At 67.1% G+C, this 23,941-nt stretch carries 24 protein-coding genes and 1 riboswitch; of the genes, 11 read left to right on the forward strand and 13 right to left on the reverse strand.

Annotation, left to right across the window (positions count from 1 at the left end; all coding sequences use genetic code 11):
* Position 1: 1 nt before the first annotated feature.
* A complete protein-coding gene (locus BLQ61_RS07920; RefSeq protein ID WP_281218501.1) occupies positions 2-1,141 on the forward strand; it encodes an anhydro-N-acetylmuramic acid kinase in 1,140 nt (379 codons plus the stop codon).
* Between the two features lie 65 nt (positions 1,142-1,206).
* On the opposite strand, the gene erpA is transcribed toward BLQ61_RS07920, so the two are convergent.
* The 3 genes from erpA to rplM all read right to left on the reverse strand — a co-directional run bounded on the left by erpA (position 1,207) and on the right by rplM (position 2,654).
* Positions 1,207-1,587 carry an iron-sulfur cluster insertion protein ErpA gene (gene erpA / locus BLQ61_RS07925; protein ID WP_091568731.1) on the reverse strand — a complete coding sequence of 127 codons (381 nt, stop codon included), beginning with the start codon at positions 1,585-1,587 and terminating at the stop codon, positions 1,207-1,209.
* A gap of 236 nt (positions 1,588-1,823) precedes the next feature.
* Positions 1,824-2,216 (reverse strand): 30S ribosomal protein S9, encoded by a 393-nt coding sequence (gene rpsI, locus BLQ61_RS07930; RefSeq protein WP_091568733.1) that lies wholly within the window; start codon positions 2,214-2,216, stop codon positions 1,824-1,826.
* A gap of 9 nt (positions 2,217-2,225) precedes the next feature.
* A complete protein-coding gene (rplM, locus tag BLQ61_RS07935) occupies positions 2,226-2,654 on the reverse strand; it encodes a 50S ribosomal protein L13 (protein ID WP_091568734.1) in 429 nt (142 codons plus the stop codon).
* Positions 2,655-2,964: 310 nt separating this feature from the next.
* On the opposite strand from rplM, the gene BLQ61_RS07940 reads away from it, so the two are divergent.
* A complete protein-coding gene (locus BLQ61_RS07940) occupies positions 2,965-3,846 on the forward strand; it encodes a 23S rRNA (adenine(2030)-N(6))-methyltransferase RlmJ (protein WP_091568736.1) in 882 nt (293 codons plus the stop codon).
* Between the two features lie 27 nt (positions 3,847-3,873).
* Here the strand turns inward: BLQ61_RS07940 and BLQ61_RS17740 are convergent, their stop codons facing one another.
* From BLQ61_RS17740 to ahcY, 4 genes are all read right to left on the reverse strand, one after another.
* Positions 3,874-4,674, reverse strand: a complete 801-nt coding sequence (locus BLQ61_RS17740; RefSeq protein ID WP_342672233.1) for a septal ring lytic transglycosylase RlpA family protein — start codon at positions 4,672-4,674, stop codon at positions 3,874-3,876.
* Positions 4,675-4,711: 37 nt separating this feature from the next.
* Positions 4,712-5,554, reverse strand: a complete 843-nt coding sequence (metF, locus tag BLQ61_RS07950) for a methylenetetrahydrofolate reductase [NAD(P)H] (protein ID WP_091568737.1) — start codon at positions 5,552-5,554, stop codon at positions 4,712-4,714.
* Positions 5,551-6,555 carry a TlyA family RNA methyltransferase gene (locus BLQ61_RS07955; protein WP_091568739.1) on the reverse strand — a complete coding sequence of 335 codons (1,005 nt, stop codon included), beginning with the start codon at positions 6,553-6,555 and terminating at the stop codon, positions 5,551-5,553. Before BLQ61_RS07955 ends, metF begins: the two co-directional genes overlap by 4 nt.
* 230 nt (positions 6,556-6,785) lie before the next feature.
* Entirely contained in the window at positions 6,786-8,222 is a 1,437-nt protein-coding gene (ahcY, locus tag BLQ61_RS07960; protein ID WP_091568741.1) for an adenosylhomocysteinase, read from the reverse strand.
* Positions 8,223-8,305: 83 nt separating this feature from the next.
* Positions 8,306-8,421, reverse strand: a riboswitch (S-adenosyl-L-homocysteine riboswitch).
* Positions 8,422-8,755: 334 nt separating this feature from the next.
* On the opposite strand from ahcY, the gene BLQ61_RS07965 reads away from it, so the two are divergent.
* From BLQ61_RS07965 to BLQ61_RS07990, 6 genes are read left to right on the forward strand one after another with little or no spacing between them, the layout of a single operon-like run.
* Positions 8,756-10,381: a peptide chain release factor 3 gene (locus tag BLQ61_RS07965; RefSeq protein ID WP_091568742.1), complete on the forward strand. Its 1,626-nt coding sequence runs from the start codon at positions 8,756-8,758 to the stop codon at positions 10,379-10,381.
* A gap of 34 nt (positions 10,382-10,415) precedes the next feature.
* The gene (locus BLQ61_RS07970; RefSeq protein WP_091568744.1) at positions 10,416-10,766 is read left to right on the forward strand and encodes an EamA family transporter; all 351 of its coding nucleotides are present in this window, start codon (positions 10,416-10,418) and stop codon (positions 10,764-10,766) included.
* Positions 10,767-10,778: 12 nt separating this feature from the next.
* Positions 10,779-12,200 carry a DUF2142 domain-containing protein gene (locus BLQ61_RS07975; protein ID WP_091568745.1) on the forward strand — a complete coding sequence of 474 codons (1,422 nt, stop codon included), beginning with the start codon at positions 10,779-10,781 and terminating at the stop codon, positions 12,198-12,200.
* An 18-nt stretch (positions 12,201-12,218) separates the two neighbouring features.
* A complete protein-coding gene (locus BLQ61_RS07980) occupies positions 12,219-13,211 on the forward strand; it encodes a glycosyltransferase family 2 protein (protein ID WP_091568747.1) in 993 nt (330 codons plus the stop codon).
* An 8-nt stretch (positions 13,212-13,219) separates the two neighbouring features.
* Positions 13,220-14,398: an acyltransferase family protein gene (locus BLQ61_RS07985; protein WP_175488249.1), complete on the forward strand. Its 1,179-nt coding sequence runs from the start codon at positions 13,220-13,222 to the stop codon at positions 14,396-14,398.
* 25 nt (positions 14,399-14,423) lie between these two features.
* Positions 14,424-15,233, forward strand: a complete 810-nt coding sequence (locus BLQ61_RS07990) for an HAD-IIB family hydrolase (RefSeq protein WP_091568750.1) — start codon at positions 14,424-14,426, stop codon at positions 15,231-15,233.
* Between the two features lie 125 nt (positions 15,234-15,358).
* Here the strand turns inward: BLQ61_RS07990 and BLQ61_RS07995 are convergent, their stop codons facing one another.
* The 6 genes from BLQ61_RS07995 to BLQ61_RS08020 all read right to left on the reverse strand — a co-directional run bounded on the left by BLQ61_RS07995 (position 15,359) and on the right by BLQ61_RS08020 (position 20,649).
* Entirely contained in the window at positions 15,359-16,096 is a 738-nt protein-coding gene (locus tag BLQ61_RS07995) for an amino acid ABC transporter ATP-binding protein (protein ID WP_091569107.1), read from the reverse strand.
* Between the two features lie 32 nt (positions 16,097-16,128).
* Complete coding sequence (locus tag BLQ61_RS08000; RefSeq protein ID WP_091568752.1) at positions 16,129-16,800, reverse strand: amino acid ABC transporter permease; 672 nt, start codon at positions 16,798-16,800, stop codon at positions 16,129-16,131.
* A gap of 2 nt (positions 16,801-16,802) precedes the next feature.
* Positions 16,803-17,555 (reverse strand): amino acid ABC transporter permease, encoded by a 753-nt coding sequence (locus tag BLQ61_RS08005; protein ID WP_091569109.1) that lies wholly within the window; start codon positions 17,553-17,555, stop codon positions 16,803-16,805.
* Positions 17,556-17,695: 140 nt separating this feature from the next.
* On the reverse strand, positions 17,696-18,595 hold the full coding sequence (locus tag BLQ61_RS08010) for an amino acid ABC transporter substrate-binding protein (RefSeq protein WP_091568754.1): 900 nt from the start codon (positions 18,593-18,595) through the stop codon (positions 17,696-17,698).
* Between the two features lie 121 nt (positions 18,596-18,716).
* A complete protein-coding gene (locus BLQ61_RS08015; RefSeq protein WP_091568755.1) occupies positions 18,717-19,604 on the reverse strand; it encodes an amino acid ABC transporter substrate-binding protein in 888 nt (295 codons plus the stop codon).
* Between the two features lie 106 nt (positions 19,605-19,710).
* Positions 19,711-20,649 (reverse strand): LysR substrate-binding domain-containing protein, encoded by a 939-nt coding sequence (locus BLQ61_RS08020; protein WP_175488250.1) that lies wholly within the window; start codon positions 20,647-20,649, stop codon positions 19,711-19,713.
* 250 nt (positions 20,650-20,899) lie between these two features.
* Here BLQ61_RS08020 and BLQ61_RS08025 point away from each other — a divergent pair, with 250 nt between their 5' ends.
* The 3 genes from BLQ61_RS08025 (at position 20,900) to BLQ61_RS08035 (ending at position 23,929) form a co-directional block, all read left to right on the forward strand.
* Positions 20,900-21,472 carry a TRAP transporter small permease gene (locus tag BLQ61_RS08025; RefSeq protein ID WP_091568759.1) on the forward strand — a complete coding sequence of 191 codons (573 nt, stop codon included), beginning with the start codon at positions 20,900-20,902 and terminating at the stop codon, positions 21,470-21,472.
* Positions 21,469-22,767 (forward strand): TRAP transporter large permease, encoded by a 1,299-nt coding sequence (locus BLQ61_RS08030; RefSeq protein WP_091568760.1) that lies wholly within the window; start codon positions 21,469-21,471, stop codon positions 22,765-22,767. The genes BLQ61_RS08025 and BLQ61_RS08030 overlap by 4 nt, the downstream gene beginning before the upstream one ends.
* A gap of 118 nt (positions 22,768-22,885) precedes the next feature.
* Positions 22,886-23,929, forward strand: coding sequence for a DctP family TRAP transporter solute-binding subunit (locus BLQ61_RS08035; protein WP_091568762.1), 1,044 nt, complete (start codon positions 22,886-22,888; stop codon positions 23,927-23,929).
* The last annotated feature ends 12 nt before the right edge of the window (positions 23,930-23,941 follow it).

Genomic DNA, 23,941 nt, shown 5'->3' on the forward strand with positions numbered 1-23,941 from the left:
GCTGGCCGGGTCCGCGCCGCCCCCGGCAGCGGGCTGGTACATCGGCCTGATGTCCGGCACATCGCTCGACGGGGTGGACGGCGTGCTGGCCCGGGTTGGGCCATCGCATTGCACCGTAGCCCAGCATTCCAGCCGGCCTCTAGCTCCTGAATCAAGAGCACAGCTGCTGGACTTGAACACTGCAGGCCAGGACGAACTGCACCGCGCGGCGCTGGCCGCCAACGCCCTGGCGCTGTGCTACGCCGAGGTGGTGCACGAGCTGCTGGCGCGCGCCGGCCTGCAGGCGGGCGACATCCGCGCCATCGGCGCCCACGGCCAGACCGTGCGCCACCAGCCCGGCACGCACGACGGCATTGGCTATACCCTGCAGCTGAACCAGCCCGCCCTTTTGGCGGAACGCACCGGCATCGCTGTGGTGGCGGACTTCCGCAGCCGCGACGTGGCGGCCGGCGGCCAGGGCGCGCCGCTGGTGCCGGCGTTTCACCAGCAGGTGTTTAGCCAACCGGGGCGCGACGTGGCAGTGCTGAACCTGGGCGGCATCGCCAACCTGAGCCTGCTGCCGGCCGATGGCGCCGTGCGGGGCTTCGATTGCGGCCCGGCCAACGTGCTGCTGGACCTGTGGTGCCAGCAGCACCTCGGCCAGCCCTACGACACGGATGGTGCCTGGGCGCGCGGCGGCCAGGCGCTGCCGGCACTGCTGCGGTGCATGCTGGCCGAGCCCTTCCTGGCGCTGCCGCCGCCCAAGAGCACCGGCCGCGACCTGTTCCATGCCGCCTGGCTGGCACGCTGCCTGCAAGCCGCCAGTGCCGCCGATGCCTCGGCGCAGGACGTGCAGGCAACTCTGGCCGAATTCACCGCCCAAGCCTGCGCCCGACACCTGCAGCGCCACGCGCCGCAGTGCGAACTGCTCATCGTCTGCGGCGGCGGCGCGCTGAACGGCCACCTGATGGCCCGGTTGCAGGCGCTGCTGCCCAGGGTGTCGGTGCAGCCGTCCGACCGGCATGGCCTACCGGCGTTGCAGGTCGAGGCGGCCGCCTTCGCCTGGCTGGCGCACCAGTGCCTGGCCGGGCTGCCCGGCAACCTGCCAGCGGTCACCGGCGCGCGCGGGCCGCGCATCCTGGGCGCGATTTATCCCGCCTGAGATCCACACGGCCAAGAAAAAACCGCCCGCAGGTGGTTGGCACTGAACGGCCTGGCGGCCGGTGCTCAGTGCTCGGTCGGCGAGAAGCTCGAGCCGCAGCCGCAGGTGGTCTCGGCGTTCGGGTTCTTGATGACGAACTGCGCGCCCTGCAGGTCTTCCTTGTAGTCGATCTCGGCGCCGACCAGGTACTGGAAACTCATGGCGTCAATCAGCAGCGACACGCCATTCTTGGTCATGGTCGTGTCGTCGTCGTTGGTGATCTCGTCGAAGGTGAAGCCGTACTGGAAGCCCGAGCAGCCGCCGCCCTGCACGAAGACGCGCAGCTTCAGGTCCGGGTTGCCCTCCTCGGCGATCAGCTCGGCAACCTTGTTGGCGGCGCTTTCCGTGAAGAGGATGGGCGTGGGCATTTCGGTGGATGTCGTGGTGTTTTCTGCAACGGCGCTCATGCGGGGCTCCTTGGGGCTGGATGGCGGAAGATGTTAAGGCAAACCCTGCAGCAACGCCGGCAATGCCACGTTTGCCGTCAGAGGACGCAAGGCCTTTGCCCATACAGGTGCGGGCGAAAGCGTGGCGGGCAACCCGCAGGCGCAAAAAAACCGCCCGAGAGGCGGTTTCTGGTGCCAGCCGGACCGGAAGGCCCAGACTGGCTGCAGCTGCTGCCATGCAGCGCTGAATCGAACGATCAGCGCTTGGAGAACTGCTTGGCGCGGCGTGCGGAGTGCAGGCCGACTTTCTTGCGCTCGACCTCGCGGGCATCGCGGGTCACAAAGCCGGCGGCGCTGAGCTGGGGCTTGAGCGCTGCGTCGTAGTCGATCAGCGCACGCGTGATGCCGTGGCGCGCCGCACCGGCCTGGCCGGACTCGCCGCCGCCGTGCACGTTGATCTGGATGTCGAAGGTCTCGACGTTCTCGGTGAGCACCAGCGGCTGCTTGGTGATCATGATCGACGTCTCGCGGCCGAAATACTGCTGAATGTCCTTGCCATTCACCGTGATCTTGCCGGAGCCCTTCTTCAGAAACACGCGGGCGACGCTGGACTTGCGACGGCCGGTGCCATTGTTCCATTCACCAATCATCTCGGCTCCTTAGATTTCCAGTGCCTTGGGCTGCTGGGCGCTGTGCGGATGCTCCGCGCCGCCGTAGACCTTGAGCTTCTTGATCATGGCGTAGCCCAGGGGACCCTTGGGCAGCATGCCCTTGACGGCCTTTTCCAGGGCGCGGCCGGGGTGCTTGGCCTGCAGGTCGCGGAAGTTCGTGGCCGTGATGCCGCCGGGGAAGCCCGAGTGGCGGTAGTACATCTTGTCCGTGGACTTGGTACCGGTGACCTTGAGCTTGGAGGCGTTGACGATGACGATGAAGTCACCGGTATCAACGTGAGGTGTGTAGATGGCTTTGTGCTTGCCGCGCAGACGCAGGGCCACTTCGCTGGCGACCCGGCCGAGCACCTTGTCGGTGGCGTCAATCACAAACCACTCATGCACGACCTCAGCGGGCTTGGCGCTGAATGTGGACATGGGTTTTTCTCTTTCGAGGAGGAAACAGGCCCCGGGATGCAGGGCCTGCAATGGCGGTCCTTTTCCACGGTCGGTGCTCCTCATGTGGTGGGAGCCTCTTAGGTGGGGGCTGGGCTTCGCCGCGGGACCATGAAGCGCTGCGAAGCCCGCCATTATAGCGCGCCGCCCATTTTTCGCACCTGCTCTTTCAATGGCCCATTGCGTCCAGCGCTGCCTGCCCATCCGGAGCCGGCCTCGCCCCCTGCAGCACGCCGGCACGGCAGGGGCTTCGGCGCTGCCCGCGGCGCCGCTGTGTTTACCATCGCGCACCATGTTCAGTTACCGCCACGCCTTCCATGCAGGCAACCATGCCGATGTGCTCAAGCACACGGTGCTCATCAACACCCTGCAGCACCTGCTGCTCAAGGAAGCCGCGCTGCTGGTGCTCGACACCCATGCCGGTGCCGGCATCTACCGGCTCGACGGCGACTACGCCAGCACCAGCGCCGAGAGCGCCGACGGCGTGGCGCGCGTGCTGGCCGCCGAAGGGCCGCTGCCGCCCGCGCTGCAGGCCTATGCCGAGGTGGTGCGCGCCTTCAACCGCGGCACCACGGCGCGGGTCTATCCCGGCTCGCCCTTCATCGTGCAGCACCTGCTGCGCGCGCACGACCGCCTGAAGCTGTGCGAACTGCATCCCAGCGACGCGCGTGCATTGGAGGGCAACGTCGCGCAGCTGGAGGCCGGCCGGCAGATCGCCGTGCTGCGCGAGGACGGCTTCGAGGCCGTGCGCAAGTTCCTGCCGCCACCGTCGCGCCGCGCGCTGGTGCTGTGCGACCCGAGCTACGAGGTCAAGACCGATTACGCACGCGTGCCGGCGCTGCTGCAAGAAGGGCTCAAGCGCTTTCCCACCGGCGCCTATGCTTTCTGGTACCCGCTGATCGCCCGGCCCGAGGCGCACGACCTGCCGCGCCGCCTGAAGGCGCTGGCGCAGAAGGCCGGCAAGCCTTGGTTGCACGCCGCGCTCACCGTCAAGGGCGGCAAGAGCGCCACCGGCGACAGCCAGCAGCGCCCTGGCCTGCCCGCCAGCGGCATGTTCCTGGTCAACCCGCCCTACACGCTGGAGCCGACACTGCGCGAGGCCCTACCGCGGCTGGCCGAGCTGCTGGCGCAGGACCGGCACGCAGCCTGGACGCTGGAGAGCGGCGGCGCCTGACGATCGGCGTGCGCGGCTGGCGCACGGTCAGCGCCGGCGCTGGCCGCGTTTGGGCGCCGCGCGACGCCGTGGCTTGCTGGCCTTCTTCGGGCGCTCCTGCAGCGCCTTGGACGCGACGCCCGCATCGAGACCCAGGCTCGACCCCTCGGCCGGCGACTCCAGGCTGTCGGGGCAGGTCTCCTCGTCCGCGCCCAGCTGCCACAGCTCCACCGACTTGATCCCCAGGCCGGTCATGCCCAGCTCCTCGGCGGCGGCGCGGCTCAGGTCGATGATGCGCCCCGGGGTGAACGGGCCGCGGTCGTTCACGCGCACGATGACCATGCGGCCGTTGACCAGGCTGCGCACGCACAGTCGCGAGCCGAACGGCAGGCTGCGGTGCGCGGCGGTGAACACCTCGCGGTCGTAGCGCTCGCCGTTGGCCGTGCGCCGGCCATGCAGGCTGTCGGCATAGTACGAAGCCACGCCACTGGCCAGCAGCACCGGCGGCTCGGTCTCCGCCTCGGGACGCGGCAGGCGCAGCGCGGGCGGGCCGGAGGCCTCCAGCGGCGAGCGCTCGGGGCGGATGCGCAGCGCCGGCTCGGCCGGCGGCACGGCGGGCGCCGCGCGCGGCACGACTGGCGGCGGCAGCCAGGGCCGCGCCGCCGGGCCGGTGGCCACCGGCGCCTCGGGCATGCCCTGCACCGCGCCGGCCTCGTCGGGGGCAGGCGGCGCCTGCGTGGTCACCGGCGCAACGCAGCCCACCAGCAGCGCCGTCAAGAGCAGGGCAGTGCCGCGCCGTGCGGCGTGCGCGCCAGGGTGGTTCAACAGGGCTGGCCAGGCGATGTGCATGGGCCGCACTGTAAACGCCCGACTTTTGCGCCCGCCGTCACAGCCCCAGCCGGTCGCACAGCGCCAGCGTGGGTGCGCTCTGGTTCATGGTGTAGAAGTGCAGCCCCGGCGCACCGGCGGCGACCAGCTGCTGGCACAGGCGCGCCACCACGTCCAGGCCGAAGGCGCGGATGCTGGCCACGTCGTCGCCATAGCCCTGCAGGCGCAGCCGGATCCAGCGCGGAATCTCGGCGCCGCAGGCGTCGGAAAAGCGCATCAGCTGCGTGGCGCCCAGGATCGGCATGATGCCCGGCACCACCGGCACGTCCAGGCCCAGGCGGCGCGTGTCCTCGACGAAGCGCGCGTAGGCGTCGGCGTTGAAGAAATACTGCGTGATGGCCGAATCGGCGCCCGCGCGCACCTTGGTGGCGAAGGCCTGCAGGTCCGCGTCGGCACTGCGCGCCTGCGGGTGCACCTCCGGGTAGGCCGCCACCTCGATGTGGAAGTCGCGCCCGGTTTCGGCGCGGATGAAGGCCACCAGGTCGCTGGCGTAGTGGAACTCGCCACCCGCGCCATAGCCGCTGGGCAGGTCGCCGCGCAGCGCTACCAGGCGCTTCACGCCCATGCCTTTCAGTTCGGCCAGTTGCGCGCGCACGCTTTCCCTGGTTGCGCCGATGCAGGAAAAATGCGAGGCTGCCTGAACGCCCTCGGCCAGAATCTCGCGCACGGCGGTGAAGGTGCCTTCCTGCGTCGAGCCGCCGGCGCCGTAGGTGACCGAGCAGAACTGCGGCGCGCGCGCATACAGCTGCTGGCGCACGGCGCGCAGCTTCTCGGCGCCCTCGGGCGTTTTCGGCGGGAAGAACTCGAAGCTGACGGGCAGCGGGGTCGCCACGGCGCTCATGCGGCACTCCTGGAAGCATAAATAAAGAATTCGCGGTTGCCGTCGCCGCCCTCGATGGGGCTGGCCAGCCATGCCTGCACGGCCAGGTCGGCCGCGGCGCAGGCGGCGCGGATGCGCTGCTCGACCTCGGCATGCAGCGCCGGGTCGCGCACGATGCCGCCCTTGCCGACCTGGCCGGGCTGCAGCTCGAACTGCGGCTTGACCAGCAGCAACAGCTGGCCGCGCGGCGCCAGCAGCGGCACCAGCGCCGGCAGCACCAGGGTCAGCGAGATGAAGGACAGGTCGCCCACGACCAGGTCGAAGGCCTCGGGAACCGTGACCTGCTCGCGCCCGGCGCGGCGCTGGCGCAGCGTCGGCAGGCTGCCGGCGGCGCGCGCCTGGGCCTTGGCCGAGCGCTCGGCCTTGAAGGCCTCGATCTCGTGCTCCTTGGCGTCGCTGCTGTCGTCGTAGTCATCGTCCACCATGCCGCCGTTGCGCATCCAGGCGTAGGGCGCCTGGGGCTGGGTGTCGTTGTCCTCGACCTCCGCCTGCACGCGCTCGCTCAATGCCTCCTCGCAGGCCTCGGCCAGCGCGGCGGGCGTCAGGTGGCGGGCGTTCAGCCCTTCCACGGCGATCACGCGCACGTCCGTCTTCAGCCGCTCGTGCAGCTGCCCCTGGCCCACGTCCACGCCGACCACCTGCGCCGCGCCGCGCGCCAGCAGGCAGTCGGTGAAGCCGCCGGTGCTCTGGCCCACGTCCAGGCAGCGCAGGCCGGCCGGGTCGATGGCGGTGGCGGCCAGCGCCCCTTCCAGCTTCAGCCCGCCGCGGGAGACGTAGCGCGCCTCGGCTGCGTCCAGCAGCTGCGCTTCAGCGCCGGCCGGGATGTCGTCGCCGTTCTTGGCCACACGCGTCCAGGGCATGGTCGGCGCCAGGCGCCACTGCACGCCGGCCGCTATCAGGCGCTGGGCCTGCGAGCGCGTGCTGGCGTGGCCGCCTTCGACGAGAAAGATGTCTGCGCGCATGGCGCGGGTCCTTTTTGAATGAAATCGGCCTTCAGCCCATATAAATAAAGGGCCTTTAGCTATATTTTTAGTAGCATCGCAGCGGATGCCGACTGCTGTCTGTTGCGCGCCCCGCCCGGGAAGGTGGGGCCTGAGGGCCCAGACATACCGCATTGCGCTTGCACGGGACTCCCCACCCCGCCCTCCCTCCAAGGGAGAGGGAGCCGGGGCGCCGTGCCCGCAGACGGCGATCAGTAGCGGTAGGTCTCGGCCTTGTACGGGCCGGTCTTGGACACGCCGATGTAGGCGGCCTGGGTGTCCGTCAGCTCGGTCAGCATGGCGCCGACCTTCTTCAGGTGCAGGCGCGCCACCTTCTCGTCCAGCAGCTTGGGCAGCACGTAGACCTTGCCGACCTCGTAGGCGTCGGGCCGGGTGAACAGCTCGATCTGCGCGATGGTCTGGTTGGCGAAGGAGGCACTCATGACGAAGCTGGGGTGGCCGGTGGCGCAGCCCAGGTTCACCAGCCGGCCCTTGGCCAACAGGGTGATGCGCTTGCCATCCGGGAAGATCACGTGATCGACCTGGGGCTTGACTTCTTCCCACTGGTACTTCTCGATCGATGCCACGTCAATCTCGTTGTCGAAGTGCCCGATGTTGCAGACGATGGCCTCGTTCTTCATCGCCACCATGTGCTCGTGGCGGATGACGTCCTTGTTGCCAGTGGTGGTCACGAAGATGTCCGCCTTGTCGGCGGCGTACTCCATGGTCACGACCTTGTAACCTTCCATCGCGGCCTGCAAGGCGTTGATCGGGTCGATCTCGGTCACCCACACCTGCGCGCGCAGCGCGGCCAGCGCCTGGGCACAGCCCTTGCCCACGTCGCCGTAGCCGGCGACCACCGCCACCTTGCCGGCGATCATCACGTCGGTGGCACGCTTGATGCCGTCCACCAGCGACTCGCGGCAGCCGTACAGGTTGTCGAACTTGGACTTGGTGACCGAGTCGTTCACGTTGATGGCGCGGAACAGCAGCGTGCCCTTGGCCGACATCTCGTTCAGGCGCAGCACGCCGGTCGTCGTCTCCTCGGTCACGCCGATGATCTGGGCCGACTTGCGGCTGTACCAGGTCGGATCCTCGGCCAGCTTCCTGCGGATGGCGGCGAACAGAATGCGCTCCTCCTCGCTGGCGCCGTTGCCGGCGACGATCGAAGCATCCTTCTCGGCGCGCTGGCCCAGGTGCATCAGCAGCGTGGCATCGCCGCCATCATCCAGGATCATGTTCGGGCCTTCGCCGTCGCTGCCCTGAGGGCCGAAGTCGAAGATGCGGTGCGTGTAGTCCCAGTAGTCCGCGAGCGACTCGCCCTTGATGGCGAACACCGGCGTGCCGCCGGCGGCAATCGCCGCGGCGGCGTGGTCCTGGGTGGAGAAGATGTTGCACGAGGCCCAGCGCACGTCGGCGCCCAGGGCCTTGAGCGTCTCGATCAGCACGGCCGTCTGGATGGTCATGTGCAGCGAGCCGGTGATGCGCGCGCCCTTCAGGGGCTGGGCCGCGGCGAACTCTTCGCGGATCGCCATCAGACCGGGCATCTCGGTCTCGGCGATGGCGATTTCCTTGCGGCCCCAGTCAGACAGGGAAATATCGGCGATGGCGCTGTCGGCCGGGGAGAGGGAGGGGTTGCGGACGTTCATGGAAAGCTCCAAGGGGGTGTGGAAACACCACCGGCCGCGAAACGGAAGAAGCAAGGGTTCGAGTGCTCGCCCATCGCACGCCAGGTGGATGAGCGTCGTTGCACGGGCGGGCGCTGCAAGCGGCTGCCGCTGGCCCGGTCTCCCGAGCCTCACGCCCGCCGGTCTTGTGGGCGGGGACGCTGCAACGCTCCTCGGGAAAGAGGCGAATTATAAACCGCCCACCCGGCGCAGGCGCAGCCCCAGCGCGAGGGCCACGCCCAGCAGCGCCAGCGCGAACGCCGGCCAGCGCCCATGCCGCACCGGACTGATTGCCGCGGCGGCAGGCCGAGGCGCTGGCCTGCATCCACGGCGGGCACTTTGGCTGGCGGCATGGCCGGCCCCAGGGTTCGTCCTTGCCGTCGTCCGTAGAATTACGCCTTTGGCCGCCGGACCGTGCCGCGTGCGCGCGGTGCGCAGCCTATTCCAGGCCTGCGCTGGCCGCGCGGCCGCCTGATCGCCACGGCGCTCACCCTCCCACCGTTTTTTCGTCCCTCGTGTCCTACGCTTCCGAAACGCGGCGCCGCCGCACCTTTGCCATCATCTCCCACCCCGACGCGGGCAAGACCACGCTGACGGAAAAGCTGCTGCTGTTCTCCGGCGCCATCCAGATCGCCGGCGCCGTCAAGGGCCGCAAGGCCAGCCGGCATGCCACGTCCGACTGGATGGAGATCGAGAAGCAGCGCGGCATCTCGGTGGCCTCGTCGGTGATGCAGATGAGCTACCGCGACCATGTGGTGAACCTGCTGGACACGCCGGGCCACAAGGATTTCTCCGAGGACACCTACCGCGTGCTCACCGCCGTCGATTCGGCGCTGATGGTCATCGACGCCGCCAACGGCGTGGAAACCCAGACGCGCCGCCTGATCGAGGTCTGCCGCCAGCGCGACACGCCCATCATCACCTTCGTCAACAAGATGGACCGCGAGGTACGCGACCCGCTGGACATCCTGGACGAGGTCGAGCGCGAACTCGGCATGCCCTGCTGCCCGATGACCTGGCCGGTGGGCCAGGGCAAGCAGTTCGGCGGCATCATCGACCTGCGCACGCAGAGCATGACCGTGTTCCAGGCCGGCAGCGACAAGCGGCCGGAGGATTTCGAGGTCATTCCCTTGAGCCAAGCCGACCGGCTGCGCGCGCGCTTCGGCAAGACCTTCGACGACGCGCTGGAGAGCATGGAACTGGCCGTCGGTGCGTCGGCCGAGTGGAGCCACGCGCAATTTCTGGCCGCCAAGCTCACGCCGGTGTTCTTCGGCTCGGGCGTGAACAACTTCGGTGTGATGGAAGTGCTCAACGCGGTGGTGGACATGTCGCCTCCGCCCGGCCCACGCGTAGCCTACGTGGAAGTCAACCGCCAGCGCGAGGAGCGCCTGGTGCGCCCCGAAGACCCGGGCTTCGCCGGCGTGGTCTTCAAGGTGCAGGCCAACATGGACGCCAACCACCGCGACCGCATCGCCTTCGTGCGCGTGGCCTCGGGCAAGTACACGCCGGGCATGAAGATGCGCGTGCAGCGCACGGCCAAGGAGCTGCGCCCGACCAGCGTCGTGACCTTCATGAGCCAGCGCCGCGAGGCGGTGGAAGAAGCCTATGCCGGCGACATCATCGGCTTCACCATCCACGGCGGCGTGCAGCTGGGCGACAGCATCAGCGACGGCCCAGCACTGCAATTCACCGGCCTGCCATTCTTCGCGCCCGAGCTGTTCATGACGGTGGTGCTGAAGAACCCGCTGCGCTCCAAGCAGCTGCAACAGGGCCTGATGGAGCTGGGCGAGGAAGGCGCCATTCAGGTCTTCAAGCCTGATGCCGGCGGCAACATGCTGCTGGGCGCCGTCGGCCAGCTGCAATTCGAGGTGGTGCAGCACCGCCTGAAGACCGAATACGACTGCGACATCCGGCTGGAAAGCTGCCAGTACACGGGAGCGCGCTGGATCACCGCTGACACGCCAGCCGAGCTGCGCGAGTTCGAGAACGCCTACCCGCTGCGCCTGGCGCACGACGCGGCTGACACGCTGGCGTTCCTGTGCACGTCCCCCTATGACGTGCGGCTGGCGCAGGAGCGGTTTCCGAAGATTCACTTTCATCCGCTGCGCGAGCATGCGGGGCTGGCGTTGCAGAGTTCTTGACGATTTGGCGCCCTCAACCCTGAACCGTTCGAACATGACAGCCTTCGTCACCTCCATCACCATTCTGTGCGTCCTGGGTATCTCGCTGGGACAGATCCTGTTCAAGAAGGCTGCCGGCGCCATCACCGATGCCACGCAGTGGCAGCACTGGGTGTTCAACGGCTGGCTGATGGCGGCCCTGGTGCTGTACGGCATCACCACTTTGGTCTGGATCTGGGTGCTGCGGCACGCGCCGCTGCATCTTGCCTACCCTTTCATGGCACTGGCATTTCTGATCGTGCCCTGCCTGGGCTGGCTGTTCCTGGGCGAGACGCTGCGCTGGCCTACGCTGGCCGGCGGCCTGCTGATCCTACTGGGCATTGCCCTGGCCGCGCGCTCTGGCTGAGTGGTTTTGAACATGCCACAGCTTTTGCATACGCGCCGCGGTCTGCTGACCTGGATCGGCCTGTTCTGGGCAGTGTTGTACCTGTCCACCCAGATCAGTCCCCCTTTTGCTTCCCCTGACGAAACCTCTCACCTGTACCGCGCCGCCATGATCGCCGAGGGCCAGTGGCTGCTCGAACCGCAGCCGCCGTCCGATGCAGTGCCTACGGCAGGCTCTGGCGGCTGGGTCGATGAGTACTGGCTGCTGGCCGGCAACGCCCTGACGGGCTGGATCGCCCCGCAGCAGACAATCGACCAGCGCACGCCGGCGTCGCTGCACGAGGTGCGACAGCTGGGTGAAAAGCTGGGATGGAAGCATGAACTGGCCTTCGCGCCCGCATCCGGCACCGGCTACTACAACCCACTCATTTACCTGCCCCAGGCAACCGCTCTCTGGATCGGCAAGCACACCGGGCTTTCAGTGATCCGCAGCCATGACCTGGCGCGGGCGCTGACCAGCCTGGGCTGCCTGATGCTGGTCGTGCTGGCACTGCGCCTTGCGACCTTCCCGCCGGTGGCGCTGGGCCTGTTGGCCACGCCCATGGCACTGTTTCAATGGTTTTCGCCCACCATCGATGGCCTGACCATGGGGCTGACGCTATATGCCCTGGCGTTGTTCTTTGCCGAATTTTCTCGCGAAGGCCGCAGCCTTGGCCGGATGGCACTGCTGGGCGTCTGCGTGGTACTGATCATCACCACCCGCGTCCATTTGGCACCCCTGCTGGGCCTGCCGCTGTACCTGGCATGGAAGAAGCGCGCGCTTTCCGGGTGGGTGGTGTTCGGTTGCGCCTTGGCCGCAGGGTTGCTGTGGAACGCCTTCGCCCTGCACAGCACCATCGACACCCGCATCCCGCGCAGTCATAGCACGAGCGAGATCATCGTGCTGTACCTGCAGCATCCCGATGAGTTCGCGCGTACCATCTGGCGCACCGTCACGCATTCCACGTTGCAGCTGTTCTATGTGCGCTCACTGGTCGGGACGCTGGGCTGGCTGGACGCGCCCATCAGCGATACGCAACTGGTGCTGGTGTATGCAGCCCTTGGATTGCTACTGCTGTTGTCCTGCCGCCAGTTCGTCGCAGCGAAATACCCCGCCCCGGGAGTGCGCCTGCTGCTGCTGGCCATTGCCCTGAGCTCGCTGCTGATCACCTTCGCTGCACTTGCCGCCACCTGGAACGACTATCCTGCGCCGATCATCACCGGCCTGCAGGGGCGCTATTTCATCCTGCCGCTGTTCATCGCGGCTTGTGCACTGTGGCAGGGGCCGCGCAATGCCGCAGTGCCCTCTCCTGTCACCGGCAGCCAGAAGCAACCCTACCGGTCCGCAGCACTATGGCTGCTGCTGCTTGGCGGCTCTGCGGCCATCACCGGCATGACCCTGGCCGCCAAGTATTGAAGAACGATTGTTGCCCCGATGAAAATCGCCGTCGCCATACCCTGCTACAAGGTCACCCAGCATGTGCTGGGTGTCATCGAGGCCATAGGCCCAGAGGTGCATACCATCTACGCCGTGGATGACGCCTGCCCCGAAGGCAGCGGAGCCTTCATCGAGGAGCACAACCGCGATCCGCGCGTGCAGGTGCTGTACAACCCGCAGAACCTCGGCGTGGGCGGGGCTGTCGCCACCGCCTACCAGGCAGCGCTGGACGATGACATGGACATCGTCGTGAAGATCGATGGCGACGGGCAGATGGATCCAGCACTGCTGCCGCTGTTCACGCACGCCCTGGTCCGCGGCCAGGCCGACTACACCAAGGGCAACCGCTTCTATCGCCCGGAGTCGCTTCAGGGCATGCCGCCGGTCAGGCTGTTCGGCAACGCCGCGCTGTCCTTCATGACCAAGTTCAGCTGCGGCTACTGGAACTGCATGGACCCGACCAACGGCTATACCGCGATCCGCACCGCGGTGTTGAAGCAGCTGCCTCTGGCCAAGCTGGAAAAGCGCTACTTCTTCGAGACCGACATGCTGTACCACCTGAGCACCATCCGCGCCGTGGTGCGCGACGTGCCCATGGACGCGGTCTATGCCGATGAAGAATCCAACCTCAAGGTCTCCAAGGTGCTGCCCGAGTTCCTGCGCAAGCACGCCAGCCGCCTGGGCCGCCGCTACGCCTACCTGTATCTGCTGCGTGACTTCAACATCGGCAGCCTCTACAGCATCCTGGGCTTGTTGCTGTGCTTCACGGGATTGCTGTTCGGAGGCGCGCACTGGCTGCACAGCATCCGCACCGGCCAGCCAGCGACCAGCGGCACGGTGATGATGGCCGCGTTGCCGTTGATCATCGGCATCCAGTTCCTGATCGCATTCCTGCACCACGATGTGAGCAGCGTCCCGACTCAGCCACTGAGCGACGAATTGCAGGATGTGGAGCAGCACCAGCACACCAGCCCCAGGGTTGTGTCATGAGCGCAGCCATGTCTTCTTCCTCGCACTCTTCTGGTCGTCGCAACTACGGGCTGGATGTGCTGCGCACCTGGGCCGTGCTGATGGTCCTGATGGCCCACGGCAGCGCGTTTTTCTTTGCCCATCTGCCGCAGCATCGCCGCCTGCTCGACGTGCTGGGCTGGCTGGGCTTCATCGGCGTGGAACTGTTCTTTGCGCTGTCGGGGTTCCTGATCGGCGGCATCCTGCTGCGCACCGGTGCCGAGCTCAAACACCTTCCGGGGATCTATGGTTTCTGGCGCAAGCGTTGGTACCGGACGCTGCCCAACTACTACGTCTATCTGCTGCTGCACATCGTTTTCCTCTACGCACTGGCGGATTTTGGTGGCGCCCTGGCCGAGCAATGGCGCTACTTCTTCTTCTTGCAAGGCTTTGCCTGGATGCATCCCGGCTTCTTCGCCGAGGCCTGGAGCCTGGCGATCGAGGAGTGGTTCTACCTGCTCACGCCGCTCGCCCTGGCACTGCTGCTGCGCCTGGGCGCCAGCGTGCGCACGGCGTTTGTCGTGGTATCGGTGGTTTTCATCCTGGCGCCGGTGAGCCTGCGGTGGATGATCTCCACATGGCATCCGGAAATCAGCCTGGACGTGCACCGCAAGACAGTGATTCTGCGACTGGACGGCATCATGTACGGTGTGCTGGCCGCCATGCTCTTTCACTATTTGCCAGCGTTGTTCAAGAAGCTTCGCTTCGCGCTGCTGGCGCTGGCCGCGTTGATCCTCTTCGGCATGTTCGACCAGCAATTCTCCGGCCATATCGACATCACCCGCAGCCGGCTGTTCAATACCGGCTTTTTGGCTGGCGCGCCCCTGGCCGGTGCAGCCCTCATTCCTTTCTTCTTTTATCTGCGCGAGTTCTTCCAGCCGGCGGTGAAGTTCCACTACCTGACGGCCCGGCTTTCCTACTCGCTGTACCTGTGCAACCTGCTGGTGCTGGGCTACATGGTCCGGCACATCAACCCGGCCGCTCCGCTGGACGGCAGGGGTGCACTGATGATGATGTCGTTCTTCATTCTGGTCTGCTATGGAGTGGCCCATCTGAGCTACCAGTGGATAGAAAAACCAGGGTTGGCGCTGCGCGACCGGCTGCCGCGCAAGCGCGCACGACAGGCCCACGGCATTGAAAACCCGGTACAAGCCGCCTCCAGTGGCTGAACCGGCACACAGGGAGCTTTCCGACTTGCTGCAACTGCACGACTGGGATGCGCATCGACGCCAGCGCATCACCGGCATCCTCACCGACATCGACGACACCCTGACCACCGATGGCGCCATCACCGCCGACGCGCTGCAGGCCCTTACCGACCTGAAGACCGCGGGCCTGGCAGTGGTCGCCATCACCGGCCGGCCAGTGGGCTGGAGCGAGCCCTTTGCCCTGGCCTGGCCACTGGACGCCATCGTCGCCGAGAACGGCGCCGTGGCGCTCAAACGCAACGCTTCAGGCGGGCTGGACAAGCTCTACCAGCAGGACGCCGCCACGCGCGCGGCCAACTTCGCGCGCATGCAGCAGGTGCTGGCGCACATCGAGGCGAGCATTCCGGGCGCCCGGCGCGCCACCGACTCCGCCGGGCGCGAGACCGACATCGCCATCGACCACAGCGAGTTCACGCAGCTGTCGGAGGCGCAGATCGACAAGGTGGTCTTGGCCATGCGCCATGAGGGCATGCATGCCACCGTGAGCAGCATCCACATCAACGGCTGGTACGGCGAGCACAACAAGCTCGAAGGCGCGCGCTGGATCGTGCGCCAGCTCTGGGGCCGCGAGCTGGATGCAGAAATGGACCACTGGGCCTACGTCGGCGACTCGACCAACGATGCGCTGATGTTCAACGCCTTCGGCAGCAGCGTCGGCGTGGCCAACGTGGCGCGCTTTGTGCCGCACCTGTCGCACCTGCCGCGCTATGTGACGCAGGGCGAACGCGGCGCCGGCTTCGCCGAGGTGGCGCGCGCCGTGCTGGCCGCACGCACGGACAGTCGCAACGGTATTTGAATGAAATCCGGCCCCAGCCCTTGCCAGACAAGGGTTGACAGCTATTAAAACGAAAGCAAAAACGGGCGCCGCATGGCGCCCGTAGCGATATAGCCGCGTTCCCGAACCACTGGTCCGGGCCGGCCTCAATGCTGCAGGATCTTGTTCAAAAAATCCTTGGTGCGCGGCTGGCGCGCCTCCGGGTTGCCGAAGAAGTCGTCGCGCGTGCAGTCCTCCAGGATCTTGCCGCCCACGTCCATGAAGATCACGCGGTCGCTGACCTTGCGCGCAAAGCCCATCTCGTGCGTCACGCACATCATGGTCATGCCCTCGTGGGCCAGGCCCATCATCACCTCCAGCACCTCGCCGACCATTTCCGGGTCCAGCGCCGAGGTCGGCTCGTCGAACAGCATGACGATCGGGTCCATCGACAGCGCCCGGGCGATCGCCACGCGCTGCTGCTGGCCGCCCGAAAGCTGACCCGGGAACTTGTCCTTGTGCGCCATCAGGCCCACGCGGTCGAGCATCTTCAGGCCGCGCGCCTGCGCGTCCGAAGGGTTGCGCCCCAGCACCTTGACCTGGGCGATGGTCAGGTTCTCGGTCACCGACAGGTGCGGGAACAGCTCGAAGTGCTGGAACACCATGCCCACGCGCGAGCGCAGCTTGGGCAAGTTGGTCTTGGGGTCGTGCACCGCCGTGCCGTCGACCCAGATCTCGCCCTTTTGCACCGGCTCCAGCGCGTTGATGGTCTTGATCAGGGTGGACTTGCCGGAACCCGAGGGCCCGCAGACCACCACCACCTCGCCCTTGGAAATCGCCGTGGAGCAGTCGTTCAGCACCTGAAAGCTGCCGTACCACTTGGAGACGTTCTTCAGTTCGATCATTTGGCTCATTGTTGTTTCTCCTTGCCGCACCGTCAGCGAATGATGGCGATCCTGCGATGCAGGCGCTTGACAGCCCACGACAGCGCGAAGCAGATCACGAAATAGACCACCGCCGCGGCCAGGTAGGCCTCGATCGGGCGGCCGTAGTTCTTGCCGGCGATCTCGAAGCCCTTGAGCATGTCGTAGGCGCCGATCGCATACACCAGCGACGTGTCCTGGAACAGGATGATGGTCTGCGTCAGCAGCACCGGCAGCATGTTGCGGAACGCCTGGGGCAGCACCACCAGCTTCATGTTCTGCGCGTAGGTCATGCCCATGGCCTGGCCGGCGAAAACCTGGCCGCGCGGGATGGACTGGATGCCGGCGCGCATGATTTCGCTGAAATACGCCGCCTCGAACGCCACGAAGGTGATGATGGCCGAGACCTCGGCGCCGATGGGCCGGCCGATGATCATGGGCACCAGCAGAAAGAACCACAGGATCACCATCACCAGCGGAATGGAGCGCATGCCGTTGACGTAGAGGGTCGCCGGCACGCCCAGTAGCCTACTGCCCGACAGGCGCATCAGCGCCAGCACCGTGCCCAGGGCGATGCCGCCCAGCGTGGCGATCACCGTCAGCGTGAGGCTGAAGTACAGGCCCTTCAGGACGAAGTTGGCGAACAGGTCCCAGGTGAAGAACGACCAGTCGATGTTCAGATTCATCTTCAGTGCCCTCCCCCGCCAGCGCCGATCAGCCCAGGCACGCGCGAGCGTCGCTCGATGAAGGCCATGATGCGGTTGATGGTCAGCGCCGAGACGATGTACAGCCCGGTCACCGCCAGGTAGATCTCGATGCCGCGCGAGGTCTCTTCCTGCGCCTGCATGGCGAACATGGTCAGCTCCGAGATCGACACCGCGAACGCCACCGACGAGTTCTTGAAGACGTTCATCGACTCACTGGTCAGCGGCGGGATGATGATGCGAAACGCCATTGGCAGCAGCACGTAGCGGTAGTACTGGAAGGTGGTGAAGCCCATCGCCATGCCGGCGTAGCGCTGCCCGCGCGGCAGCGCCTGGATGCCCGAGCGCACCTGCTCGGCGATGCGCGCCGAGGTGAAGAAGCCCAGCGCGAAGACCACCAGCACGAAGCCGGGCGTGGACTTCATCGCCGGAAAGATCGCCGGGATCACGTGGTACCACAGGAAGATGTGCACCAGCAGCGGGATGTTGCGGAAAAACTCGACCCAGGCATTGCCCAGTCGCACCACCCACGGCCGGCCCTCCAGCGTGCGCAGCGTGCCGATGAGAGAGCCGACCACCAGCGCGATGGCCAGCGACAGCAGCGATACCGAGATCGTCCAGCCCCAGGCCGAAAGCATCCAGTCCAGGTAGGTCACGTCGCCGCCCTTGCCGAAGCAGCCCTGCGTGACCTCCTGCGTGATGTTGTCCTGGCAGAACACCTGCCATTCCCAATTCATGACCATGTCTCCTTGTTGACCTGCTGCCCCGAGGCGTGGCCCGCGCGCCAGGCGCGGGCACAAGCCAGGGACAACGCAAAACGCCCCTTTCCTGCCGTCCTGGCGGAAAAGGGGCGCTGTGACGCCGTGCTCAGGCCCGGTTACTTGATGTCGTAGGCTTCCATCGGCTTGTCATTGGGATGGGCCCAGGCGTCCTTGGTGGCTTCCGACAGCGGCAGGCCCACCTTCACGTTGTTCGGCGGAATGGGCTGCATGAACCAGCGGTCATACAGCTTGGCCAGCGAACCGTCGGCGATCTGGCGCTTGATGGAATCGTCCACCACCTTCTTGAAGGCCGGGTCGTCCTTGCGCAACATGCAGGCGATGGGCTCCACCGACAGCACCTCGCCGACGATCTTGAAGTCCTGCGGGTTCTTGGACTTGGAGATGTTGGCCGCGAGGATCGAGCCGTCCATGATGAAGGCATCGGCGCGGCCGGATTCCAGCATCAGGAAACTGTCGGCGTGGTCCTTGCCCATGATCTCGCGGAAGTTCAGGCCCTCGGCGCGCTTGTTTTTGCGCAGCGTCTGCACCGACGTGGTGCCGGTGGTGGTCACCAGGGTCTTGCCGTTCAGGTCCTTGATGCTGTTGATGCCCGACTTGGCGTTCACCGCCATGCGCACCTCTTCCACGTAGGTGGTCACGGCGAATGCCACTTCCTTCTGGCGCGCCTGGTTGTTGGTGGTCGAGCCGCACTCCAGGTCCACCGTGCCGTTGGTGACCAGCGGAATGCGGTTTTGCGACGTGAGCGGCTGGTACTTGATCTCCAGCTTGGGCAGGCCCAGGTGCTTCTGGATGTCGTCGGCGATGCGCTCGCTCATCTCGGTATGGAAGCCCACGTACTTGCCGTTGCCCAGGGTGTAGCCCAGGCCGGACGACTCGCGCACGCCCAGGGTGATGGCGCCCGAGGACTTGATCTTGGCCAGCGTGTCGTTGGCCTGCGCGAACGTGGTGCCTGCGGCCAGCAGAGTGATGGCGGCAGCCAGCAAATGCTTCTTCATAGGGTCTCCTTGAGGGTCGGGAAAGGGAAGGATGGAAGGCGATGGCCCGTGGGCCTGGCCCCGCTGCGGCGCGTGGATGTGCGCCGCGGTTCCTGCAGCGGTATTGTGCTTGCTGATGGGCTCAGAATGGCACTTGATCGCTAGGGTATTTCCAGAAGTCGCGCAGCAGGTAGCTCACCGGCAGGTTCAGCGCACGCCCGGTAGGCGGTATCGGCTGCATGAACCAGCGGTCATAGATGGCGCCGATCTCGCCGCTCTGGATCAGCCGGCGCATCTCGTCGTCCACCAGCTGCTTGAAGGCCGGGTCGTCCCTGGGCAACATGATGGCCAGCGGCTCGGTGGTCAGAAAGCGGCCCACCACCTTCAGCCGGCCCGGGTCGGGCCGGTTGGCCAGCAGGCCGAACAGCAGCACGTCGTCCATGACGAAGGCGTCGGCCTGGCCCTTTTCCACCATCACCACGCCCGCCTCGTGGTCCGGCGCCTCCAGGATCTCCACGTTCAGCAGCCGCTCGCGATTGGCCTGCTGCACAGCCTTCAGCGGCGTGGTGTTGCGCGTGGAGACCAGCCGCTTGCCCGCCAGGTCCTCGATGCGCGTGGCCGAACTGGCGGCCGGCACCAGCATGCGCGCGCCGGTGATGAAATGCGGGATGGTGAAGGCCACGTCGCGGCGGCGCTCGGCGTTGTTGGTGGTCGAGCCGCACTCCAGATCGGCCCGGCCGCTGCGCACCGCCTCCAGCCGGTCGGCGGGCGTGACCTGCAGCAGCTTGACCGGCATGTCCTTCCTGCCGGTGCGCTGGCGCACGACATCGGCCAGGCGCAGGCACAGGTCCAGCGCATAGCCCATGGGCTTGCCCTCAACCACATAGGAAAACGGCACCGACGATTCACGGTGCGCGATCACCAGTGGACCGCCCGCGCGCACGCGCTCCAGCACGCCCTCCGCCTGCGCCAGCGGCGCGCAGCCCAGCAGAGCCAGGCAAGCAAGACGGGTGACACGCCGGCGCAGCATTGCAGCCACAAAAGGAAAGACAGTCATGACCATGGCGCGCGAGTATCGGTCAACTGCGCCCCCTCTGCCTGTCGTGCACGCGGCACTGCCGCACGCGCGGATCGCGTCAGGGCTCCTGCCGGCTGGCCTGCGCCGCCAAGTGGTCCCACAGCAGCTGCACCAGGCCCTTGGCCGACTCCTTGCGCGAGGGCTTCTCGCGGTAAGCGCGCACCTCCATGGTCATCTGCAGCGGTGCCATGCCAGGCGGCACGGCGCTCACCAGCCGCTGTGCGCGCAGTTCTTTTTCCACGGCGCTGTAGGGCAGGAAGGCCACGCCGTGGCCCTCCAGCGCCATGGCCTTCAGGCCCTCTGCCATGTCGGTCTCATAGACCCGGTCCAGGTGGATGGGCGACGCCGCCTGCTTCAGGATCAGGTCCGTCACGCGCCCCAGATAGGCGCCAGGCGCGTAACCCAGGAAGGGCAGCGGCTCAGCGCTGGCGCCGGGCAGAGTGAACAGCGGCGCGCCGTCCGGGCCGGCCTTGGCATAGGGCGCCAGCGGCTCTTCGCCCAGCAGCACCATCTCGTAGCGCTGGGGATCGAGCTGGATGGGTTGCGACTCGTGGTGGTAGGCAATCAGCAGGTCGCAGCCGCCCTCGACCAGGCGCAGCACCGCATCGTGCACGTTCAGCGCGATCAACCGGCTCTTGAACGGACCGAACTGCGTGCGCAGCGCCGACACCCAGGCCGGAAAGAACGTGAAGGCCAGCGTGTGTGGCACGGCGAACTCGACCATGTCGCCGGCGCTGCTGGAGTGCGCGCGCATCACCGCGCGGGTGTTGTGCAGCGCCTGCAGCACCTCCAGCGCCTGTTCGTACAGCGTGGTGCCGGCAGCCGTCAGGCGCGTGGGGTAGGAGCTGCGGTCCACCAGATCGGTGCCGGCCCAGGCCTCCAGCGCCTGGATGCGGCGCGAGAACGCCGGCTGCGTCACGTGGCGCAGTTGCGCCGAGCGGCTGAAGCTGCGCGTCTCGGCCAGGCTGACGAAGTCTTCAAGCCATTTGGTTTCCATAGTGGCGCGCATTATCCGCCCCGGCCAGGCCAGGCCAGGCCTGGCCACAGGCGCTTGCGTCGCCCGCGCGCAAGGCCGCCGGCGCGCATCGGGAACACCCTGGCGCGGCCCGCTTTGCATTTGATTGCAAAATACCTCCCTTGCGCGCGCCATCCCCAGCGCCAGCCGTCCAGGGCCCCCGGCACACGAAGCCGACGGGCTGAAGCGACCTCACCCTGCCCCATGACCGACTTCCCGCTCCCGCGTTTCCATGCCCCCCCAACCTTCTCCCGGGCCGGCCGATGCCGCCCGCGCAGCCGCGCCCGGCGCTGACGCCGAGCCCCGCTTCCTGCGCCTGGAGGACTGGCTCACCGTCCTGTCCATGGCGCTGCTGGCGCTGATCACCTTCGCCAACGTGATCGTGCGCTACTTCACCGACTCCTCCTTCGCCTGGACGGAGGAGTTCTCCATCTTCCTGATGATCGTGCTGGCCCTGGTGGGCGGCGCCTCGGCGGTGGCGCGCGACCAGCACATCCGCATCGAGTTCTTCTGCGCCGCCGGCTCCGCCGCGCGCCGCCGGCGCCTGGCGCAGCTGGGCGCGGCGCTGGTGGCGCTGCTGTTCACGCTGATCGCCGCCCTGAGCGTGCGCGTGGTCTGGGACGACTACCGGTACGAGGAGACATCCCCCGGCATCGGCGTGCCGCAGTGGTGGTATTCGATCTGGCTGCCGATTTTGTCGACGCTGATCGCCGCGCGCGCCGTCGGCCTGCTAGTGCGCCGCACGCGCCAGGGCGACGCCGCCTACCTGGCGGGCGACGAACTGCCCGGGGAGCCGCGGCCATGATCGCCACGCTGCTGTTCGTCGCCTTCCTGGCGCTGATGTTCCTGGGCGTGCCCATCGGCGCGGCCCTGGGCCTGGCCGGCGCCACCGCCATCGCTCTGGCCAACGCCGAGACGCAGTGGTTCGGTCTGCTGGCCGTGCCGCAGAACTTCTACGCCGGCCTGGGCAAGTACCCGCTGCTGGCGATTCCGATGTTCGTGCTGGTTGGCTCGATCTTCGACCGCTCGGGCGTGGCGCTGCGGCTGGTGAACTTCGCCGTCGCCATCGTCGGGCGCGGCCCCGGCATGCTGCCGCTGGTGGCCATCTGCGTGGCCATGTTCATGGGCGGCATCTCGGGCTCGGGCCCGGCCACGGCCGCCGCCGTGGGCGGGGTGATGATCGCCGCCATGGCGCGCGCCGGCTACCCGGCGGGCTACTCGGCCAGCGTGGTCGCGGGGGCTGCCGCCACCGACATCCTGATCCCCCCGTCGGTCGCGTTCATCATCTATTCGGTGCTGGTGCCGGGCGCGTCGGTGCCGGCGCTGTTCGCTGCAGGCATGTTCCCGGGCGTGCTGGCGGGGCTGGCGCTGATCATTCCGGCCGTCTGGCTGGCGCGGCGCCACAAGATGGGACAGCTGGAGGCGTCGCTGCCACGCCCGCCGCTCTGGCGCAGCCTGAAGGACGCCGCCTGGGGTCTGGCGGCGCCGGTGGTCATCCTGGGCGGCATGCGCATGGGCTGGTTCACGCCGACCGAGGCCGCGGTGGTGGCGGTGTTCTATGGCCTGTTCGTCGGCATGGTGGTGCACCGCACCATTCGGCTGCGCGACCTGTTCCCGATCCTGCGCGAGGCCGGCGAGCTGTCGGCGGTGATCCTGCTGGTGGTGTCGCTGGCCGGCATCTTCGCCTTCTCGCTGTCCACGCTGGGCGTGATCGACCCGGTCACGCGCGGCATCGTCGAGTCCGGCCTGGGCGAGCGCGGCGTGCTGGCGTTGATCATCGTGCTGCTGCTGTTCCTGGGCATGTTCCTGGACGGCATCTCCATCATGCTGATCTTCGTGCCGCTGATGCAGCCCATCATGCAGCACTACCAGTGGGACGTGGTGTGGTTCGGCGTGGTGCTGGTGCTGACCATTGCCGTCGGCCAGTTCACGCCGCCCATGGCCGTCAACCTGATGGTGTCGGCGAAGATCGCCCAGGTGCGCATGGAGTCCACCACCCGCTGGGTGCTGTGGCTGGTGCTGGCGATGTGCCTGGCCATGCTGGCCGTGGTGGTCTGGCCGCAGATCGCGCTGTGGCTGCCGGCGCGGCTGGGTTATTGACTGATGTGTTTCTCCCTCTCCCGCCCTGCGGGAGAAGGAGTCGAGAGCTGCTTCACTCTCCCGCCTCGTGGGAGAGGAAGCCGGGATTTTCCCCATCCAACCCAAGGAGACTGAAACCATGAAGCTTCGCGCTTTCCTCACCGCCACCGCTGCCGCGGCCACGCTGCTCACCCTGGGCCTGCCCGCCGCGCACGCGCAGCAGCCCGCCGGCTACAAGAGCGAGTACCGCATGTCGCTGGTGCTGGGCACCGCCTTCCCCTGGGGCAAGGGCGGCGAGATCTGGGCCAACAAGGTCAAGGAAAAGACCAACGGCCGCATCAACATCAAGCTCTACCCCGGCGTGTCGCTGATCCAGGGCGACCAGACGCGCGAGTTCTCGGCGCTGCGCCAGGGCGTGATCGACATGGCGATTGGCTCGACCATCAACTGGTCGCCCCAGGTCAAGCAGCTCAACCTGTTCTCGCTGCCCTTCCTGTGTCCCGACTACGCCGCGGTGGACGCGGTGACGCAGGGTGACGTGGGCAAGCAGATCTTCAAGACGCTGGAAAAGGCCGGCGTGGTGCCCCTGGCCTGGGGCGAGAACGGCTACCGTGAGATCAGCAACTCCAAGCACCCGATCAAGAGTCCGGCCGATCTGAAGGGCCTGAAGATCCGCGTGGTCGGCTCGCCACTGTTCCTGGACACCTTCACCGCCCTGGGCGCCAACCCCACGCAGATGAGCTGGGCCGACGCCCAGCCGGCCATGGCCAGTGGCGCCGTGGACGGCCAGGAAAATCCCATTTCCGTGTTCATGGCCGCCAAGCTGCACAACGTGGCGCAGAAGTACGTGACCATGTGGGGCTACATGAACGACCCGCTGGTCTTCGTCGTGAACAAGGACGTGTGGAACAGCTGGACGCCCCAGGACCGCGAGGCCGTGCGCCAGGCTGCCATCGAGGCCGGCCAGGAAGAGATCGCCATCGCCCGCAAGGGCATGGTCGAGCCCGGCAAGCCGCTGCTCAAGGAACTGGCCGCCAATGGCGTGCAGGTCACCGAGCTGAGCGCCGCCGAGCGCGAGGCCTTCGCCAAGGCCACGCGCCCGGTGTTCGACAAGTGGAAGGGCCCGATCGGCGCCGACCTGGTGAACGCCGCCGAGAAGGCCATCGCGGCACGCAAGCAGTAGCCTTGAAGCCTC

Origin of the sequence: Oryzisolibacter propanilivorax (assembly GCF_900103645.1) — a bacterium.
Taxonomy (GTDB): domain Bacteria; phylum Pseudomonadota; class Gammaproteobacteria; order Burkholderiales; family Burkholderiaceae_C; genus Melaminivora; species Melaminivora propanilivorax.